Source organism: Actinacidiphila rubida, from assembly GCF_900110255.1.
Classification (GTDB): Bacteria; Actinomycetota; Actinomycetes; order Streptomycetales; family Streptomycetaceae; genus Actinacidiphila; species Actinacidiphila rubida.
The window spans coordinates 42111-60078 of the sequence record NZ_FODD01000008.1 but is presented as its reverse complement, the minus strand read 5'-3'; the positions used below and the strand labels follow the sequence as shown (position 1 = coordinate 60078).

Sequence of the window (17968 nt, the reverse complement as noted above, 5' to 3'; positions counted from 1 at the left end):
CAGCGCGTGACGGTCAACATGACCAAGGGCCAGAAGATCAGCCTGAGCAAGGCGGACGGGGGATCGCTGACCGCGGTCAGGATGGGGCTGGGCTGGCAGGCCGCGCCGCGCCGCGGGCTGTTCGGCAGCCGCACCCGGGAGATCGACCTCGACGCCTCCGCTGTGCTCTTCGCCGACAAGCAGCCGGTGGACGTGGTGTTCTTCCGCCACCTCACCAGCGACGACGGTTCGGTCCGGCACACCGGCGACAACCTCGTCGGCGGCGCCGGGCAGGGCGGCGACGACGAGTCGATCCTCGTCGACCTGGCCCGCGTGCCGGTGCACGTCGACCAGATCGTCTTCACCGTCAACTCGTTCACCGGCCAGAGCTTCGCCGAGGTGCAGAACGCCTTCTGCCGCCTGGTCGACGAGACCAACGGCCAGGAACTGGCCCGCTACACCCTGACCGGCGGCGGCTCCTACACCGCCCAGATCATGGCCAAGGTGCAGCGGGGCTCCGGCGGTTGGACGATGACGGCCATCGGCACGCCCGCCAACGGCCGCACCTTCCAGGACCTGATGCCGGCCATCCTGCCCTCGCTGTAGCGGCGGGCCGGCACGCGCACCGGCCGGCGCCGGCGACGCGCCGGCCGGGCCCGCGCCCGAGGGCCGGACACACCACACCGACGACGGGAACGGGGGGCGGCCATGACGGCCGAACTGGTCCGCGGGCAGAACCATCCGCTGCCCGGCAACCGGCTGGAGATCCGGGTGTCGGCGGGCACCCCCGTGGTGGCCGCGGTCACTCTCGGAGACGACCAGGGGCGGGTCAGCGGCCAGCAGGGGTGGCTCGCGCACCCCGGCGAACCGCAGCTGCCCGGGGTGGAGGTACCGCGGCAGGCCGCTGCCGAGCACCGGCTGGCCGTCGACCTCGGCGCCATGCCGGACTCCGTGCACCGGGTGCACGTCCTGCTCGCACTGCCCGGCGGGCGCCCCGACTCGGCCACCGACTTCGGTGCGGTCCCCGCCCCGCACATCGCCGTCACCACCCCCGAGGGCACCGGGATCGCCGGCTTCACCATCACCGGGCTGAGCGCCGAGACCGCGCTGCTGGCCGCGGAGCTGTACCGCAGGCAGGGCGCGTGGAAGATCCGGGCGGTCGGCCAGGGCTACGCCGGCGGGCTGCAGGCCCTGCTCGCCGACCAGGGCGTGCCGGAGCCGGCGGCCACCGCGGGCCGCATCCACCACGCCGCCGAGCGCGAACTCGCCCGCTCGGTCGCGCCGCCCGCCCCCCTGCCAGCCGCCCCGCCCCGCCGCGTTCCCGCCGCGGGCGCGGCAGCGACCACGCCGGCCCACGCGGCCGGAAGCACGGCAGCGAGCGCGGCAGGAGGCGCGCCGGCGCACACGGCAGCGAGCGCGGCCGGAAGCACGGCGGCGGATCCTGCCACGGCTCCCGGCGGCGGCCGCATCGACTACCAGCACCCCCGCCGCAAGGCCGCCGCCGCGACCGCCGCCGCCGCCGCGACCGCCTCCGCGACCGCCTCCGGGACCGCTCCCGCCGCCCCCGCGCGGCCGCCGTCCCTCCCCGGCCAGGCCCAGGCGCCGGCGCCCGGCGGCGGGCAGCCGCAGGGCGCGGACCGGCAGGACCCGCCGGGTCCGCCGGTGCCCGTCGCCGGTGACGCCGCGGGCTGGACGATGGAGGAGCGGCTGCACAACCAGATCTGGGGCATGTTCGAGGACCTGGCCAGGACCGTCGCCGCCTACCGCAGCGCCGAGGACTTCGCGCAGTCCCGCTACGACCAGGAGATGGACCGGCTGCTCGCCGACCCCCGCACCCGCGGCGGGACGGCCGCCGACGCCGCGCGCGACGCGGCCGAGCTCAAGCAGATGGCCCTGGTCGACCAGGCCCGCGCCGTGCTCGACCGGGACCTGGCGCAGCTCACCGCGGAGGCCGAGGTCGTCGAGCCCGCGCTGCCGCCGCCGTTCGCCGGCTGGGAGAACCCGTGCTGGCACGCCTACGAAGTGCCCGACGAGCGGCCGCTCGCGGTGCGGCTCGGCACGCTGAGCCTGCCCGAGGCGCCCGAGCTGCGGATCCCGCTGCTGGCACGGCTGCCGCTCAACCGCGGGCTGTGGATCGACAGCGCCGACGACCGGCGGGTGGCGATGGACACCGCGGTGTCCATCGCGGCGCGGCTGCTCGCCTCGCATCCCGCCGGCGGCTTCGCGGTGCACGCCCTGGACCCCGCCGGATCCGGTGCGCAGGCGCTGGCGCCGCTGCAGGCCGGCGGGGCGCTGGTGCTGCCGCCGCCGTCGTCCGGCGTCGCGGGCGTCAACGAGGTGCTCGGCCGGCTCACCGAACGGGTGGACCTGCTGCAGATGGCGATGCGCGCCGGCGCCCCCGACGCGCTGCCGCCCGGCTTCGACACCGCCGAGCAGCTGCTGATCGTCAACGAGTTCCCGTACGCCTTCGACGACCGGACGGTGAACCAGTTGCGGTACCTCGCCGACGAGGGGCCGGCGGCGGGCGTGCACCTGCTGCTGGTCGCCGACCGCGAGGACGCCGCGGCGTACGGTCCGGTGCTCGACCCGCTGTGGCGGTCGCTGCTGCGGCTCACCCCGCTGCCCAGCGACCATCTGGCCGACCCCTGGGTGGGCCACGCCTGGACGTACGAGCCGTCGCCGGTCCCACCGGGCAGCCGGGTGCTCACCCAGGTGCTGCGGCGCCTCGCCGCTGCCCGTCCGGCCTATGGACCCTGAGGCGCGGCGCTGACCTGCGCACTTGGGTTTACCTTTACCTTTCCTTGGTGATTCGTGTACCGTTCTTCAGACGTACTGAATCTGCCGGAGGATCTGTGGACGTCTCCCTCACCCTCTGGGCGCTCACCATCGCAGGACTGTGTGCCCTGATCGCCGCCGACTTCGTCATCGGCCGCACTCCGCACGACGTGTCCCTTCGCGAGGCCGGGATCTGGACGGGAGTCTGGGTCGCCCTCGCCGCACTGTTCGGCCTCGGGCTGTACCTCTTCGGAGGCGGGCAGCCGGCCGGCGAGTTCTTCGCCGGCTACATCACCGAGAAGTCGCTCAGTGTCGACAACCTCTTCGTCTTCGTCCTGATCATGGGGAAGTTCGCGGTGCCGTCGCGGTACCAGCAGCGGGTGCTGCTGGTCGGCGTGCTCATCGCTCTCGTGCTGCGCGCGGTGTTCATCGCCGCCGGAGCTACCGTCATCGCCAGCTTCAGCTGGGTGTTCTTCCTCTTCGGCGCCTTCCTCATCTGGACCGCGTGGAAGCTGGTCAAGGAGGCCCGGGCCGACGAGGAGGAGGCCGAGTTCGAGGAGAACCGGCTGCTCAAGGCCGTCGAGCGGCGCGTGCCGTCGACCGACCGCTACCACGGCACCGCGTTGTTCGTCCGGGAGAACGGCCGCCGGCTGATGACCCCGATGCTCGTGGTGATGCTGGCCATCGGCACCACCGACGTGCTGTTCGCGCTGGACTCGATCCCCGCGATCTTCGGCCTCACCCAGGACCCGTACATCGTCTTCACCGCGAACGCCTTCGCGCTGATGGGCCTGCGGCAGCTGTACTTCCTGATCGGCGGGCTGCTGAAGAAGCTGGTCCACCTGTCCTACGGTCTCTCGGTGATCCTCGGCTTCATCGGCGTGAAGCTGGTGCTGCACGCCCTGCACGAGGCCGGGGTGCACGTCCCCGAGATCTCCATCCCGGTCTCGCTGGGCGTCATCGGCAGCGTCCTGACGGTCACCACGGTCACCAGCCTGATGGCCTCCCGCCGCCAGGAGGCGGCCGCGGAGGAGGAGCGCCAACGGCAGACCGTCGACGTCTGAACCGCGCCGGGCGGCCCCGCGCCGCCCTGAGCCCGGCCCGGTCCCGCGCGGGCCGCGTGTGTGCGCCGTCCCCCGGACGGCGCGCGACGCGGCCCGCGCGCCGTGACGCGCGCCAGTGACCACCCCGCCCTGCGCGCGGGCCGCCGCCGCACGGGGGCTACCGTGGCCCCCGTAGCGGACGGTTCACGTGGAAAGGCGCGGCTGTGGCCAGCACCCAGGCTCTGCCCGAGCTGACCGGATCCCGGTTCTTCGACGCCTGGCAGCTCGACCTGCCCGCGCTCGCGGTGATCGTGCTGCTCGGCGCGGGCTACGCCTACGGCGTCCGGCGCCGGCGGCGGAACGGCGAGCCGTGGCCGCTGTGGCGGACCGCCGCGTTCCTCGTCCTGGGCCTGGGCACCCTGGCCGTCGCCACCATGTCCTCGCTCGCGGTCTACGACAAGGTGCTGTTCTGGCCGGCCGCCGTGCAGAACATCCTGCTCGACCTGTTCGCCCCGCTCGGCCTGGCGCTCGGCGACCCGCTCGCCCTCGCCGACCCCGACGGGCGGATGCGCCGCGCGTTCGGCTCCCGGGCGGTCCGCGCGCTGACCTACCCGCTGGTCAGCTCGGTGCTGGTGCTCGCGTCCGAGCTGAGCATCTACTTCACGCCCTACTTCGCGACCGCGCTGGGCAACGGGCTGGTGCTGCAGCTGATGCACCTCCAACTGCTGCTCACCGGCTGCCTGTTCGTGCTGCCCATGCTCAGCCGCCAGGAGCTGCTGCCGGCCTGGTGCAGCCATCCGGTGCGCGCCGCCCTGGTCTTCTTCGACGGGCTCTTCGACTCCGTGCCCGGCATCGTCGTCATGACCAGCGGCACCCTGGTCGCCGGGCACTGGTACGCCGCGCATCCCCGGACGTGGGGGCCGTCGGTGCGGCACGACCAGATGCTCGGCGGCGGCCTGATGCTCACCCTCGCCGAACTCGTGGCCCTGCCCTTCCTGCTGCTGGTCTTCCTGGAGTGGGCCCGCGCCGAGCGGGGCAGGACCGCGGAGCTGGACGCCCGGCTCGATCGCGAGGCGCTCGCGGCGCAGACCGTCCCCGCCCCCGCCGGCCCGGCCACCGCCACGGCCACCCCGGCCACCGCCACCCCCGCCACCGCGCCCGGGACCGCGGGGCCCGCCGCCGGCACCGGCGCCGACGCCCCTGCCGACGGGCCCGCCGTCGCGCCCGGGATGACCCGCCCCTGGTGGGAGACCGACCAGGGCGAGGTCGGCACGCGGATGCGCCGCCGCCGCTGAGCCTCATCCACCGCCGTACACGGCGGTGAGCGCCCGGGCCGTCGCCGCCAGCCGCTCCCTCAGCTCCGGCGGTTCCAGCACCTCGACGTCCGCGCCCATGGCCAGGAAGTGGCCGTGGGCCTGTTCCAGCGACTCGATGGGCAGCACGGCGCGCGTCCAGCCGTCGGGTCCGGGCCGCCCGGTCGCCGCCAGCGCCCGCGCCGCCGCCCCCGCCAGGCGCCCGGCCGCGGCCGGGGACAGCCGGACCACCGCTTCGCCGCGGTGCAGCCGCGCCAGGAAGTCCGCCTCGTAGCGCTCCCAGTGCTCGGCCAGCACGAAGTCCGCGGGCGGCTCGAACCGCTCGCCGGTGGCGGCCAGTTCGAGGATCTGGTCGACGCGGTAGGTGCGCGGTCCCGGGCCCGCCACCGCGTACCAGCGGCCGGCCTTGAGGACCAGCCCGTACGGTTCCAGCCGGCGGTCGACGTCGGTCGGCTCCTTCCACCGGCGGTAGCGCACCCGCAGGACCTTGCCGTGCCACACCGCGTCCGCGACCTGTTCGAGGAACGGCACCGGGTCGTCCTCGGCGTACCAGCCCGGCGCCTGGAGGTGGAAGCGGGAGCGGATGCGTTCGGCCTGGGCGCGCAGCGGCGCCGGCAGGGCCGCGGTCAGCTTCAGCTGCGCGGCCGCCAGCGCGGGCCCCAGGCCCAGTTCCGCGGCCGGCCCCGGCACGCCCGACAGGAACAGTGCCTCCGCCTCACCGCTGGTCAGCCCGGTCAGCCGGGTGCGGTAGCCGTCCAGCACCCGGTAGCCGCCGCTGTGCCCGGCGTCGCCGTACAGCGGCACCCCGGCGGCGTGCAGCGCCTCGATGTCCCGGTAGACCGTGCGGACCGACACCTCCAGCTCGCCCGCCAGGTCCTCGGCCGTCATCCGGCCGCGGGTCTGGAGCAGCAGCAGGATCGACAGCAGCCGGCTCGACTTCACTGACACAGGCTGTCAGTGAAGTCGCCGTAGCGTCCAGCCATGCCCTTCACGGAGAAGTTCCTGACGGCGCCGCCCCCGGTGGAGGTGGCGGGCCGCCACATCAAGCGCTACCACGTGACCGCCGACCCGGCCGGCATCGAGCCGGACGTCGAGAAGGCGGCCTACGCGATCCTGCCCCGGCTGCTGCCCGAGCCCGACGGCACGCCGCCGGCCGCGTTCGTCGTCCTCCACCGGGGAGGGGACGACGGCGCCTATCTCAACGCCTACACCTGGGCCTGGGACAACGCCCTCCACTTCCGCGGCGCCGCGGCCGGCCAGCCCGTCCTGGGCTGCCCCGACCGCGACCCGGCGCACTTCGTCGTCCTCGAGCCGCGGCTCATCGGCTGCGTCTGGGAACTGCCGCCGCTGCTGCACGAACGCGACGCCTGGGTGCGGCACATGCTCGCGCCCGAACGGCCCGACCTGCCCGCCTACCTCACCGACTCGCTTCCCGACGGCACCACAGGAGACCGCTCATGAACGACTTCGACTTCCTCGCCGGCACCTGGGACGTCGCCAACCGCTGGCGCACCGACTTCCTCGACGCGGCGAGCGGCTGGGAGGAGTTCCCCGGCGTCAGCCACGCCTCCCGCCACTTCGACGGCGGCGCCGGCTTCGACGAGATCGAGTTCCCGACCAAGGGGTTCTCCGGCCTGACGCTGCGGCTGTTCGACACCGAGCGCGAGGAGTGGTCGCTGTACTGGGCGAGCAAGCGCACCGGGACGCTCTTCCCGCCGGTCACCGGCCGGTTCACCGACGGCCGCGGCGAGTTCCACGGCGAGGACACGCACGCCGGCAAGCCGGTCACCGCGCGCTTCGTGTGGTCCGGCATCACCGAGACCACCGCCCGCTGGGAGCAGGCGTTCTCCCAGGACGGCGGCACCACCTGGGTCACCAACTGGATCATGGAGTTCACCCGGAGGTGACGGGCCGTCAGCAGGGCGCGGTGCGGCCCTGGTGGTCCAGGTACTCCAGCCCGGCCCCGCCCGGCTCCGTGCGGACCCGCCCGGGCGCCATGAGGACGTATCCTCCGGTCCGCGCCGAGGGCCCGTCGGCAGGGATGGCACGGAAGAGGCCCCCGGCGGGTGCCGGGGGCCTTCGCGGGTGCGCGGGTGGTCACCAGCCGCGCTCGCGCCACTCCTTGAGGTGCGGGCGCTCGGTGCCGAGGGTGGTGTCCTTGCCGTGGCCGGGGTAGACCCAGGTCTCGTCGGGGAGGACGTCGAAGAGGCGGGTGGTGACGCCGTCCAGGAGGGCGGTGAAGGCCGCCGCGTCGTCGTGGGTGTTGCCGACGCCGCCCGGGAAGAGGCAGTCGCCGGTGAAGACGTGCGGGTGGCCGTGCGGGTCGTCGTAGACCAGGGCGATGCTGCCGGGGGTGTGGCCGACCAGGTGCCGGGCGGTCAGCCGGATGCGGCCGAAGGAGATGGTGTCGCCGTCCTCCACCAGGACGTCGGTGGGCACCGGGATGCCGTCGGCGTCACGCCGCCCCGCGTAGGTGCGGGCGCCGGTCGCGTCCACGATCTCGGCCAGCGCCTGCCAGTGGTCGCCGTGCTGGTGGGTGGTGACCACGGCCTCCAGGCCGTCGGGTCCCACCACCTCCCTCAGGGTCGCCGGCTCGTTCGCCGCGTCGATCAGCAACTGCGCGTCGGTGGCCCGGCAACGCAGCACATACGCGTTGTTGTCCATCGGGCCGACCGCGACCTTGGTGATGATGAGGTCGCCCAGCTCGTGGACGTCGGGTGTGCCGCCGACCGTGACCTCTCCCGTGTACGCCATGGCCTCAGCCTAGCGGCGGCAGCACCGGCAGCGGGCGCTGCGGGCTCGCCGACAGGCCGTCGCCCGTGCCGCGGCCCGCGACCCACGCCAGCAGCGCCGCCGTGTCGCCGCTCACCGTGAGATCGGGCTCGGTGGCGGCGCCGATCGTCCACTTCAGCCCGGCGGCCGTGTCGTGCAGCCGTACCGCGGCGATGCCCTCGTGCCCGGAGAGCCGGTCGATCAGCCACTCCAGCTCGCGGGCCGCGAAGTCCGCGGGCAGGTCCCCGCAGGTGGTGCCGATGCCCAGGTCCACGTGGTGCAGCCGCAGCTCGACCAGCCGCCGCCAGGGGATCTCGGCGGCCGCGAAGACCAGGCCGGTGCGTCCGGTGACCTGCACCGCCCATCCCGCGGGGGGCACCTCGGCGGCGGTCCGCGCGAAGCGGTCGGCGGACTCCCGCAGGTCGGCGAGGTGGTCGGCGAGCGGTCGGTCCGCGCCCTCGCCGATCGCGCGGTCCCGGGCGTCGCCCGCGCCGTACATGGGTGTCTCGACACCGGTGATGGCCCAGGTCAGCAGGTTGACCAGCGCGTCCGCGTTGCGCGCCACGTGGGCCAGCACATGGCCGCGGGTCCAGCCGGGCAGCAGCGACGGTTCGGCGAGCGCGTCCGGGGACAGCGCCGACACCGCCTCCAGCAGTTCCGTCGTGGCTTTCGTCACGGCGACGGTGTCGCGTTCGGGGTCGGGTCGTTGAACGGTCACGGGGCCTCCCTGGGTGCGTCCTTGCACGGCGGGCCTGCACGTCGACGCCGTCGCGCCGTCCCCCGACGCTAGCGCGCCGCACACGATCGGGTGAACCCGGCGGCGCGGGCGCGTAAATCGAATGCGCGTGCTATACGCTCGGACATGCCATCCCGGACGGCGTTGCAGGGCCCGGGAGGGCACGCAGGTACCGCAACAGGAAGAAATGCCGAGGGCACCCCGTTTACGCTGACTGGGGGGTGCCGGCTCCAGGCTTCCGGATCACCACGGAATCCCGAGGGTCCCTCACACAGACCACCCCCTGCTTCTCTATGAAAGGTGCGCACTGGCGTGGCCGATCGACTCACCGTCCGTGGCGCTCGCGAGCACAACCTGAAGAACGTGTCGCTCGACCTGCCCCGGGACTCGCTCATCGTGTTCACCGGGCTCTCCGGGTCCGGCAAGTCCTCGCTGGCGTTCGACACGATCTTCGCCGAGGGACAGCGCCGCTACGTGGAGTCGCTCTCCTCCTACGCCCGGCAGTTCCTCGGCCAGATGGACAAGCCGGACGTGGACTTCATCGAGGGCCTGTCGCCGGCCGTCTCGATCGACCAGAAGTCCACCTCGCGCAACCCGCGCTCCACCGTCGGCACCATCACCGAGGTCTACGACTACCTCCGGCTGCTCTTCGCCCGGATCGGCAAGCCGCACTGCCCCGTCTGCGGGCGCCCCATCTCCCGGCAGTCGCCGCAGGCGATCGTGGACCGGGTGCTGGAGCTGGAGGAGGGCAGCCGCTTCCAGGTGCTGTCGCCGCTGGTGCGCGAGCGCAAGGGCGAGTTCGTCGACCTCTTCGCGGACCTGCAGACCAAGGGGTACAGCCGGGCCCGGGTGGACGGCGCGACCGTCCAGCTCACCGACCCGCCGAAGCTGAAGAAGCAGGAGAAGCACACCATCGAGGTGGTCGTCGACCGCCTCACCGTCAAGGACTCCGCCAAGCGCCGCCTCACCGACTCGGTGGAGACCGCGCTCGGACTGTCCGGCGGCATGGTCATCCTGGACTTCGTCGACCTGCCCGAGGACGACCCGCAGCGTGAGCGGATGTTCTCCGAGCACCTGTACTGCCCGTACGACGACCTGTCCTTCGAGGAGCTGGAGCCGCGCTCCTTCTCCTTCAACTCGCCCTTCGGCGCCTGCCCGGACTGCACCGGCATCGGCTCGCGGATGGAGGTCGACCCCGAGCTGGTCGTGCCGGACGAGGAGAAGTCGCTGGAGGAGGGCGCCATCGCGCCGTGGACCGGCGGCATGTCCAAGGGCTACTTCGACCGCCTGGTCGACGGCCTGGCGCAGGAGCTCGGCTTCCGCACCGACATCCCGTTCGCCGGCCTGCCCGCGCGGGCGAAGAAGGCCCTGCTGTACGGCCACAAGTCCGAGGTCCGCGTCGCCTACAAGAACCGCTACGGACGCGAGCGGGTCTACAACGCGCAGTTCGAGGGCGCGATCCCGTTCGTGAAGCGGCGCCACCAGGACTCCGAGAGCGACTCCAGCCGGGAGCGCTTCGAGGGCTACATGCGCGAGGTGCCGTGCCCGACCTGCCACGGCGCGCGGCTCAAGCCCGTGGTGCTCGCGGTCACCGTCGAGGGCCGGTCCATCGCCGAGGTCTCGGCGATGTCCATCAGCGACTGCGCGGAGTTCCTCGGCGCGATGAAGCTGGACGCCCGCGACCGCAAGATCGCCGAGCGGGTGCTCAAGGAGGTCAACGAGCGGCTGCGCTTCCTGGTCGACGTCGGCCTGGACTACCTGTCGCTGAACCGCGCCGCGGGCACCCTGTCCGGCGGCGAGGCGCAGCGCATCCGGCTGGCCACGCAGATCGGCTCCGGCCTGGTCGGCGTGCTCTACGTGCTGGACGAGCCGTCCATCGGCCTGCACCAGCGCGACAACCACCGGCTGATCGAGACGCTGGTGCGGCTGCGGGACCTGGGCAACACCCTGATCGTCGTCGAGCACGACGAGGACACCATCAAGACCGCCGACTGGGTCGTCGACATCGGCCCGGGCGCCGGCGAGCACGGCGGCAAGGTCGTGCACTCCGGCTCCCTGAAGGAGCTGCTGCGCAACGACGAGTCGCTGACCGGCCAGTACCTGTCCGGCAAGCGGGCGATCCCCACGCCGGAGATCCGGCGGCCGATCGACCGCAAGCGGCGGCTGACCGTGCACGGCGCCCGCGAGCACAACCTCCAGGACATCGACGTGTCCTTCCCGCTCGGCGTGCTCACCGCCGTGACCGGCGTCTCCGGCTCCGGCAAGTCGACCCTGGTCAACGACATCCTCTACACGCACCTGGCCCGCGAGCTGAACGGCGCCAGGAGCGTCCCCGGACGCCACACCCGGGTGGACGGCGACGACCTGGTCGACAAGGTCGTGCACGTCGACCAGTCGCCGATCGGCCGCACCCCGCGGTCCAACCCGGCGACGTACACCGGTGTCTTCGACAACGTCCGCAAACTGTTCGCGGAGACGATGGAGGCGAAGGTCCGCGGGTACCTGCCGGGGCGCTTCTCGTTCAACGTCAAGGGCGGCCGCTGCGAGAACTGCTCCGGCGACGGCACGATCAAGATCGAGATGAACTTCCTGCCGGACGTCTACGTCCCGTGCGAGGTCTGCCACGGCGCCCGGTACAACCGGGAGACGCTGGAAGTGCACTACAAGGGCAAGTCCATCGCCGAGGTGCTGGACATGCCGATCGAGGAGGCGCTGGACTTCTTCGAGGCGGTGCCGACGATCGCCCGCCACCTGCGCACCCTCAACGAGGTCGGGCTGGGCTACGTGCGGCTCGGCCAGTCCGCGCCGACGCTGTCCGGTGGTGAGGCGCAGCGCGTCAAGCTCGCCTCCGAGCTGCAGAAGCGCTCGACCGGCCGCACGGTCTACGTGCTGGACGAGCCGACCACCGGGCTGCACTTCGAGGACATCAGCAAGCTGATCAAGGTGCTGTCCGGCCTGGTCGACAAGGGCAACTCGGTGATCGTCATCGAGCACAACCTGGACGTCGTCAAGACCGCCGACTGGGTCATCGACATGGGCCCCGAGGGCGGCAGCGGCGGCGGCCTGGTGGTCGCCGAGGGCACCCCGGAGCAGATCGCCGGCGTTCCGACGAGCCACACCGGGAAGTTCCTGCGGGACATCCTCAGCCCCGAGGCGGTCAGTGACGCGGCGGTGCCCGCGCCCAGGAAGCGGGCCGCCTCCGGCGGCTCCGCCAAGACCGCGGCGGCCAAGTCCGGCACCGGCGCCAAGACGGGCGCGGCGGCGAAGAAGTCCGCGCCGCGCAAGCGCGCGGCCGGCCGGGCCTGACGGGCGGGGGCTCAGAGGGGATCGACAGCCGCGGCCCGTAGAGTCGGTTCGCGAGATCGTCGCGGGCGCCACGCCGGCGCCGGCGCGTCCCGGGTGGACGGGCCGGCGCCGCGGTGCGCCCGCCCCACCCCGGGAGAGCCCATGTCCAGCGAGCCGACGGACCCCACGACGGACCCCACCGCGCGACGCCGTACCGTCCTGCGGGGCGCGGCGCTGGCCGGGGCCGCCGCGGCCGCCGGAGCGGGCCTGACCGCCTGCGGCGCCAAGAAGGGCTCGTCCGCCGGCCCGACGGCCGCCGCCGACCTCGGGGCGGCCTCGGAGGTTCCGGTGGGCGGCGCCAAGCTCTACCGGGACGACAAGGTGCTGGTGTCGCAGCCCTCCCAGGGCGCCTTCAAGGCGTTCAGCGCGGTCTGCACGCACCAGGGCTGCGTGCTGGACACGGTGGACGGCACCACGGCCTCCTGCCCCTGCCACGGCAGCAAGTTCGACGCCCTCACCGGTGCCGTCGTACAGGGGCCCGCGACCCGGGCGCTGCCCGCCGTGCCGGTCACCGAGGCGGGCGGGAAGCTCACCGCGGGACCCGCCTCGTCCTGACCCCGGACCACCCCCGGACCACCCTCGGGACGGCGGGCCACGGGCGGCCGCCGGGCACTCGTCTCCGGGCCAGCCTCCCGTACCGCGCCGGAGGCAGGATTGTCACTTCCCGCCAGTAGGGTGGGAGGCATGGCAGACCCCAGAAGCTACCGACCGAAGCCGGGCCAGATTCCCGACTCTCCCGGGGTCTACAAGTTCCGGGACGAGCACGGCCGGGTCATCTACGTGGGCAAGGCGAAGAGCCTGCGGTCGCGCCTGTCGTCGTACTTCCAGGACATCACCAACCTCCACCAGCGCACCGCGACCATGGTCACCACCGCGGCCTCCGTGGAGTGGACGGTCGTCACCACCGAGGTCGAGGCGCTCCAGCTGGAGTACTCCTGGATCAAGGAGTTCGACCCGCGGTTCAACGTCAAGTACCGGGACGACAAGAGCTATCCCTCGCTCGCCGTCACCATGAACGAGGAGTTCCCGCGGGTCCAGGTGATGCGCGGTCCCAAGCGCAGGGGCGTGCGCTACTTCGGCCCCTACGCGCACGCGTGGGCGATCCGCGAGACCGTCGACCTGCTGCTGCGCGTCTTCCCCGTCCGCACCTGCTCCGCCGGGGTGTTCAAGCGTTCCGCGCAGATCGGCCGGCCCTGCCTGCTCGGCTACATCGGCAAGTGCTCGGCGCCCTGCGTCGGCCGGATCAGCGCCGAGGACCATCGCGAACTCGCCGAGGAGTTCAGCGACTTCATGGCCGGCCACACCGGCACCTATCTGCGCCGCCTCGAACAGCGCATGAAGGACGCGGCCGCGGACATGGAGTACGAGCAGGCGGCCCGGCTGCGGGACGACCTGGAGGCGCTGCGCCGCGCCATGGAGAAGAACGCGGTGGTGCTCGCGGACGCCACCGACGCCGACCTGATCGCGGTCGCCGAGGACGAACTCGAGGCCGCCGTGCAGATCTTCCACGTCCGCGGCGGCCGGGTGCGCGGCCAGCGCGGCTGGGTCACGGACAAGGTCGAGGCGGTCGACACCGCGGGACTGGTCGAGCACGCCCTGCAGCAGCTGTACGGCGACGAGAGCGGCGACGCCGAGCAGTCCGGCGGCAGCGGCGGCGTGCCCAAGGAGGTGCTGGTGCCCGCGCTGCCGGAGCCGGCCGAACCGCTCGCCGAGTGGCTGTCGGAGCGCCGCGGCTCCCAGGTGAGCCTGCGGGTGCCGCAACGCGGCGACAAGAAGGACCTGCTGGCCACCGTGCAGCGTAACGCGCAGCAGGCGCTGGCCCTGCACAAGACCAAGCGCGCCTCGGACCTGACGACCCGGTCCCGCGCGCTGGAGGAGATCGCGACCGCCCTCGACCTGGACACCGCGCCGTTGCGCATCGAGTGCTACGACATCAGCCACCTGCAGGGCGACGACGTGGTCGCGTCCATGGTGGTCTTCGAGGACGGCCTGGCCCGCAAGAGCGAGTACCGGCGCTTCCAGATCAAGTCGTTCGCCGGCCAGGACGACGTGCGCTCCATGCACGAGGTGATCTCCCGCCGCTTCCGCCGCTACCTGCAGGAGAAGCAGCGGACCGGCGAGTGGGACGGCGACGTCCCGGAGGACGGGCTGCCCGGCGACGGGCTGCCCGAGGGCGCGGGCCCGGACGGCGGGCCGCCCGGCGGCGGCCCCGCGCGGGGCCCGGGGGAGCGGGACACCCCGGAGGTGGCCGGCGGACCCATCGATCCCGAGACCGGGCGCCCGCGCAAGTTCGCCTACCCGCCGCAGCTCGTGGTGGTCGACGGCGGCCAGCCGCAGGTGGCCGCGGCGAGCAGGGCGCTGCGGGAGCTGGGCATAGACGACGTCGCCGTGTGCGGCCTCGCCAAGCGGCTGGAGGAGGTGTGGCTGCCCGGCGACGACGACCCGGTGATCCTGCCCCGCACCAGCGAGGGCCTGTACCTGCTGCAGCGGGTGCGTGACGAGGCGCACCGCTTCGCCATCGCCTACCAGCGCAGCAAGCGCTCCAAGTCCATGAAGGCCGGCGCCCTGGACACCGTCCCCGGCCTCGGCGAGACGCGCCGGCAGGCGCTGCTGAAGCACTTCGGCTCGCTGAAGCGGCTGCGCGCGGCGACCATCGAGGAGATCTGCCAGGTCCCCGGCATCGGCCGCCGTACGGCGGAGACGGTCGCCGCGGCCCTGGCGTCCGCGGCCCCGGCCGCACCCGCGGTCAACACCGCGACCGGCGAGATCATCGAGGACAGCGACGCGGCGCCGCTGACTGCGGTCCCGTCCGACCATCGGGGGAACAGCACATGAGCGAGCAGGACGCGACCAGCATGGAACAGTCGGCACAGCGACGGACACAGGCGCAGGAACCGGAACCGGAAAGGGCGGAGGCAGCCGCCCAGCCACGGAACCCCGGCGATCCGGGGCAGGATCCCGCCGGCCCCGCCCAGCAGTTCGGCCAGGACCCGGGCCAGGACCCGGGCCAGGACCCCGGGGACGGGCCCGGGACGGAGCCCGGGGAGGAGCACGGCCACGCGCACGGGGGTGACACCGGCCACCGGGCCGGCGGCAGCCACCTCACGGCGACGGGAGCGGGCGAGCCGATGGCCGCCATCCCCGAACTGGTGATCATCTCGGGCATGTCCGGGGCCGGCCGCAGCACCGCCGCCAAGTGCCTGGAGGACCTCGGCTGGTTCGTCGTGGACAACCTGCCGCCGGCGCTCATCCCGACCATGGTCGACCTCGGCGCCCGCTCCCAGGGCAACGTGGCCAGGATCGCCGTCGTCGTGGACGTCCGCGGCCGGCAGTTCTTCGACAACCTGCGCGAGTCGCTCGCCGACCTCGCCACCCGCAGCGTCAAGCGCCGGGTGATCTTCCTGGAGGCGTCCGACGACGCGCTGGTGCGCCGCTTCGAGTCCGTCCGCCGCCCGCACCCGCTGCAGGGCTCGGGCCGTATCGTCGACGGCATCGCCGCCGAGCGCGACCTGCTGCGCGAGCTGCGCGGCGACGCCGACCTCGTGATCGACACCTCCAGCCTCAACGTGCACGAACTGCGGGCCAAGCTGGACGCGCAGTTCGCCGGCGAGGAGGAGCCGGAACTCCGGGCCACCGTCATGTCGTTCGGATTCAAGTACGGGCTGCCCGTCGACGCCGACCTGGTGGTGGACTGCCGCTTCCTGCCGAACCCGCACTGGGTTCCGGAGCTGCGCCCCTTCACCGGGCTCAACGACGAGGTGGCCACGTACGTGTTCAACCAGCCCGGCGCCAAGGAGTTCCTCGACCGGTACGCCGAGCTGCTGCACATCATCGCGGCGGGCTACCGGCGCGAGGGCAAGAGGTACGTGACGATCGCGGTGGGCTGCACCGGTGGCAAGCACCGGAGCGTGGCCATGTCGGAGCGGTTGGCGCAGCGCCTCGCGGCGGACGGAGTGGAGACGGTGACGGTGCACAGGGACATGGGGCGCGAGTGATCATGACGGGTCGGCGGCTGCGTCGTTCCAGCCGCCCGGCGGCGCGCGGCCGCCGCGGCGGGGTGCCGCCGAAGGTGGTCGCCCTCGGCGGCGGCCACGGACTGTCCGCCTCCCTGTCGGCGCTGCGCCGCATCACCGGGGACCTGACCGCCGTGGTCACGGTCGCCGACGACGGCGGCTCCAGCGGACGGCTGCGCAGCGAGATGGGCGTCCTGCCGCCCGGCGACCTCAGGAAGGCCCTCGCGGCGCTGTGCGGCGACGACGAGTGGGGCAGGACCTGGGCGAAGGTCGTCCAGCACCGCTTCGTCAGCGGCGGCGACCTGCACGGCCACGCCGTCGGCAACCTGCTGATCGTCGCGCTGTGGGAGCAGCTCGACGACGAGGTGGCCGCGCTGGAGTGGGTCGGCCGGTTGCTCGGCGCGCACGGCAGGGTGCTGCCGATGTCCGCGGTGCCGCTGGATCTGCACGCCATCGTCCGGGGCCACGACCCGGATCGGCCGGACGAGATCTCGACGGTCCGCGGCCAGGCCACGGTGGCGCTGACGCCCGGCGAGGTCCAGGAGGTCCAGCTGGTGCCGGCCGACCCGCCGGCGGTGCCCGAGGCCGTCCAGGCCGTGCTGGACGCCGACTGGGTGGTGCTGGGTCCCGGCTCGTGGTTCTCCTCGGTGATGCCGCATCTTCTGGTGCCCGAACTGGCCGAAGCCCTGATGACGACGAGGGCCCGCCGGGTGCTCACCCTCAACCTCGCGCCGCAGCCCGGAGAAACCGAAGGATTTTCTCCGCAGCGTCACTTGGAGGTTTTGGGCCGACACGCCCCTAAACTCACCATCGACGTGGTGCTTGCCGACGAGGCCGCCGTGCCCGACCGGGACAGCCTCGACGAGGCCGCCGAGAAGTTGGGCGGCACGGTGGAGCTGGCCAAGGTCGCGGCCCCTGACGGGCCCCGGCACGACCCGGAGTTGTTGGCCGCCGCGTATGACAGGATTTTTCGTATGCGTGGAAGGATCGGCCCATGGCGATGACGGCAGCGGTGAAGGACGAGATCTCCCGGCTTCCCGTCACCCGGACCTGCTGCCGCAAGGCGGAGGTCTCGTCGATCCTGCGCTTCGCGGGCGGCCTGCACCTGGTCAGCGGGCGCATCGTGATCGAGGCGGAGCTGGACACCGGGATCGCGGCGCGACGGCTGCGCAAGGACATCCTGGAGATCTTCGGCCACGCCTCCGACCTGGTCGTCATGGCGCCGGGCGGGCTGCGCCGCGGCAGCCGGTACGTGGTCCGCGTGGTCGCCGGCGGCGACCAGCTGGCCCGGCAGACCGGCCTGGTCGACGGCCGCGGGCGGCCCATCCGCGGCCTGCCCCCGCAGGTCGTGTCCGGTGCCACCTGCGACGCGGAGGCCGCCTGGCGCGGCGCGTTCCTGGCGCACGGCTCGCTGACGGAGCCCGGCCGGTCGTCCTCCCTGGAGGTCACCTGCCCGGGTCCCGAGGCGGCCCTGGCGCTGGTCGGCGCCGCCCGCAGGCTGCAGATCCCGGCCAAGGCCCGCGAGGTCCGCAACGTGGACCGCGTGGTCGTGCGGGACGGCGACGCGATCGGCGCGCTGCTGACCCGGCTCGGCGCGCACGACTCGGTGCTGGCCTGGGAGGAGCGCCGCATGCGGCGCGAGGTGCGGGCCACCGCGAACCGGCTGGCGAACTTCGACGACGCGAACCTGCGCAGGTCCGCCCGGGCCGCGGTGGCCGCGGGCGCGCGCGTGTCGCGGGCGCTGGAGATCCTCGGGGAGGACGTCCCCGAGCACCTCGCGGCCGCAGGCCGGCTGCGGATGGACCACAAGCAGGCGTCCCTGGAGGAGCTGGGCTCGCTCGCCGAGCCGCCGCTGACGAAGGACGCGGTGGCCGGGCGGATCCGCCGGCTGCTGGCCATGGCCGACAAGCGCGCGTCCGATCTCGGGATGCCGGGGACCGAGTCGAACCTCACCGACGAGATGGTCGGCTGATACCTCAGCCGCTCTCCCCG

15 protein-coding genes are annotated in these 17968 nt (G+C 73.4%); 12 read left to right on the top strand and 3 right to left on the bottom strand.

From position 1 onward, the window contains the following. The first annotated feature begins 6 nt into the window (after positions 1 to 6). The 4 genes from BMW99_RS10060 to BMW99_RS10045 all read left to right on the top strand — a co-directional run bounded on the left by BMW99_RS10060 (position 7) and on the right by BMW99_RS10045 (position 5092). A complete protein-coding gene (locus BMW99_RS10060) occupies positions 7 to 585 on the top strand; it encodes a TerD family protein (RefSeq protein ID WP_069462158.1) in 579 nt (192 codons plus the stop codon). Positions 586 to 687: 102 nt separating this feature from the next. Beyond that, positions 688 to 2736, top strand: a complete 2049-nt coding sequence (locus BMW99_RS10055; RefSeq protein ID WP_075016653.1) for a TerD family protein — start codon at positions 688 to 690, stop codon at positions 2734 to 2736. A 95-nt stretch (positions 2737 to 2831) separates the two neighbouring features. After that, the gene (locus BMW99_RS10050) at positions 2832 to 3818 is read left to right on the top strand and encodes a TerC family protein (protein ID WP_075016652.1); all 987 of its coding nucleotides are present in this window, start codon (positions 2832 to 2834) and stop codon (positions 3816 to 3818) included. A gap of 203 nt (positions 3819 to 4021) precedes the next feature. Beyond that, a complete protein-coding gene (locus BMW99_RS10045) occupies positions 4022 to 5092 on the top strand; it encodes a cytochrome c oxidase assembly protein (RefSeq protein WP_075016651.1) in 1071 nt (356 codons plus the stop codon). A gap of 3 nt (positions 5093 to 5095) precedes the next feature. Here the strand turns inward: BMW99_RS10045 and BMW99_RS10040 are convergent, their stop codons facing one another. Continuing rightward, positions 5096 to 6052, bottom strand: a complete 957-nt coding sequence (locus tag BMW99_RS10040; protein ID WP_075016650.1) for a helix-turn-helix transcriptional regulator — start codon at positions 6050 to 6052, stop codon at positions 5096 to 5098. Positions 6053 to 6091: 39 nt separating this feature from the next. Between BMW99_RS10040 and BMW99_RS10035 the strand changes: the two genes are divergently transcribed. Beyond that, complete coding sequence (locus BMW99_RS10035) at positions 6092 to 6571, top strand: hypothetical protein (protein WP_069462200.1); 480 nt, start codon at positions 6092 to 6094, stop codon at positions 6569 to 6571. Next, positions 6568 to 7017, top strand: a complete 450-nt coding sequence (locus BMW99_RS10030) for a hypothetical protein (RefSeq protein WP_069462199.1) — start codon at positions 6568 to 6570, stop codon at positions 7015 to 7017. The genes BMW99_RS10035 and BMW99_RS10030 overlap by 4 nt, the downstream gene beginning before the upstream one ends. A gap of 190 nt (positions 7018 to 7207) precedes the next feature. On the opposite strand, the gene BMW99_RS10025 is transcribed toward BMW99_RS10030, so the two are convergent. Both BMW99_RS10025 and BMW99_RS10020 read right to left on the bottom strand, forming a co-directional pair. After that, positions 7208 to 7864 carry an MBL fold metallo-hydrolase gene (locus BMW99_RS10025; protein WP_069462198.1) on the bottom strand — a complete coding sequence of 219 codons (657 nt, stop codon included), beginning with the start codon at positions 7862 to 7864 and terminating at the stop codon, positions 7208 to 7210. Positions 7865 to 7868: 4 nt separating this feature from the next. Beyond that, a complete protein-coding gene (locus BMW99_RS10020; protein WP_069462197.1) occupies positions 7869 to 8600 on the bottom strand; it encodes a maleylpyruvate isomerase family mycothiol-dependent enzyme in 732 nt (243 codons plus the stop codon). 330 nt (positions 8601 to 8930) lie between these two features. On the opposite strand from BMW99_RS10020, the gene uvrA reads away from it, so the two are divergent. The 6 genes from uvrA (at position 8931) to whiA (ending at position 17948) form a co-directional block, all read left to right on the top strand. Beyond that, positions 8931 to 11924 (top strand): excinuclease ABC subunit UvrA, encoded by a 2994-nt coding sequence (gene uvrA, locus BMW99_RS10015; protein ID WP_069462196.1) that lies wholly within the window; start codon positions 8931 to 8933, stop codon positions 11922 to 11924. Positions 11925 to 12065: 141 nt separating this feature from the next. After that, positions 12066 to 12518 (top strand): Rieske (2Fe-2S) protein, encoded by a 453-nt coding sequence (locus BMW99_RS10010; protein ID WP_069462195.1) that lies wholly within the window; start codon positions 12066 to 12068, stop codon positions 12516 to 12518. A gap of 129 nt (positions 12519 to 12647) precedes the next feature. Then, positions 12648 to 14798, top strand: coding sequence for an excinuclease ABC subunit UvrC (uvrC, locus tag BMW99_RS10005; RefSeq protein WP_069462194.1), 2151 nt, complete (start codon positions 12648 to 12650; stop codon positions 14796 to 14798). A gap of 293 nt (positions 14799 to 15091) precedes the next feature. Continuing rightward, a complete protein-coding gene (gene rapZ, locus BMW99_RS10000; RefSeq protein ID WP_069462203.1) occupies positions 15092 to 15958 on the top strand; it encodes an RNase adapter RapZ in 867 nt (288 codons plus the stop codon). Positions 15959 to 15960: 2 nt separating this feature from the next. Next, positions 15961 to 16980: a gluconeogenesis factor YvcK family protein gene (locus tag BMW99_RS09995; RefSeq protein WP_075016699.1), complete on the top strand. Its 1020-nt coding sequence runs from the start codon at positions 15961 to 15963 to the stop codon at positions 16978 to 16980. Further along, positions 16971 to 17948: a DNA-binding protein WhiA gene (gene whiA, locus BMW99_RS09990; RefSeq protein ID WP_069463016.1), complete on the top strand. Its 978-nt coding sequence runs from the start codon at positions 16971 to 16973 to the stop codon at positions 17946 to 17948. The genes BMW99_RS09995 and whiA overlap by 10 nt, the downstream gene beginning before the upstream one ends. Positions 17949 to 17968: the final 20 nt, after the last annotated feature.

What these genes read in the sequence shown, in the direction of transcription:
- BMW99_RS10010 (WP_069462195.1), top strand. Translation starts at nt 12,066, where the DNA reads ATGTCCAGCGAGCCGACGGACCCCACGACGGACCCCACCGCGCGACGC.
- BMW99_RS10025 (WP_069462198.1), bottom strand. Translation starts at nt 7,864, where the DNA reads ATGGCGTACACGGGAGAGGTCACGGTCGGCGGCACACCCGACGTCCAC.
- rapZ (WP_069462203.1), top strand. Translation starts at nt 15,092, where the DNA reads ATGGCCGCCATCCCCGAACTGGTGATCATCTCGGGCATGTCCGGGGCC.
- BMW99_RS10055 (WP_075016653.1), top strand. Translation starts at nt 688, where the DNA reads ATGACGGCCGAACTGGTCCGCGGGCAGAACCATCCGCTGCCCGGCAAC.
- uvrC (WP_069462194.1), top strand. Translation starts at nt 12,648, where the DNA reads ATGGCAGACCCCAGAAGCTACCGACCGAAGCCGGGCCAGATTCCCGAC.
- BMW99_RS09995 (WP_075016699.1), top strand. Translation starts at nt 15,961, where the DNA reads ATGACGGGTCGGCGGCTGCGTCGTTCCAGCCGCCCGGCGGCGCGCGGC.
- whiA (WP_069463016.1), top strand. Translation starts at nt 16,971, where the DNA reads ATGGCGATGACGGCAGCGGTGAAGGACGAGATCTCCCGGCTTCCCGTC.
- BMW99_RS10030 (WP_069462199.1), top strand. Translation starts at nt 6,568, where the DNA reads ATGAACGACTTCGACTTCCTCGCCGGCACCTGGGACGTCGCCAACCGC.
- BMW99_RS10035 (WP_069462200.1), top strand. Translation starts at nt 6,092, where the DNA reads ATGCCCTTCACGGAGAAGTTCCTGACGGCGCCGCCCCCGGTGGAGGTG.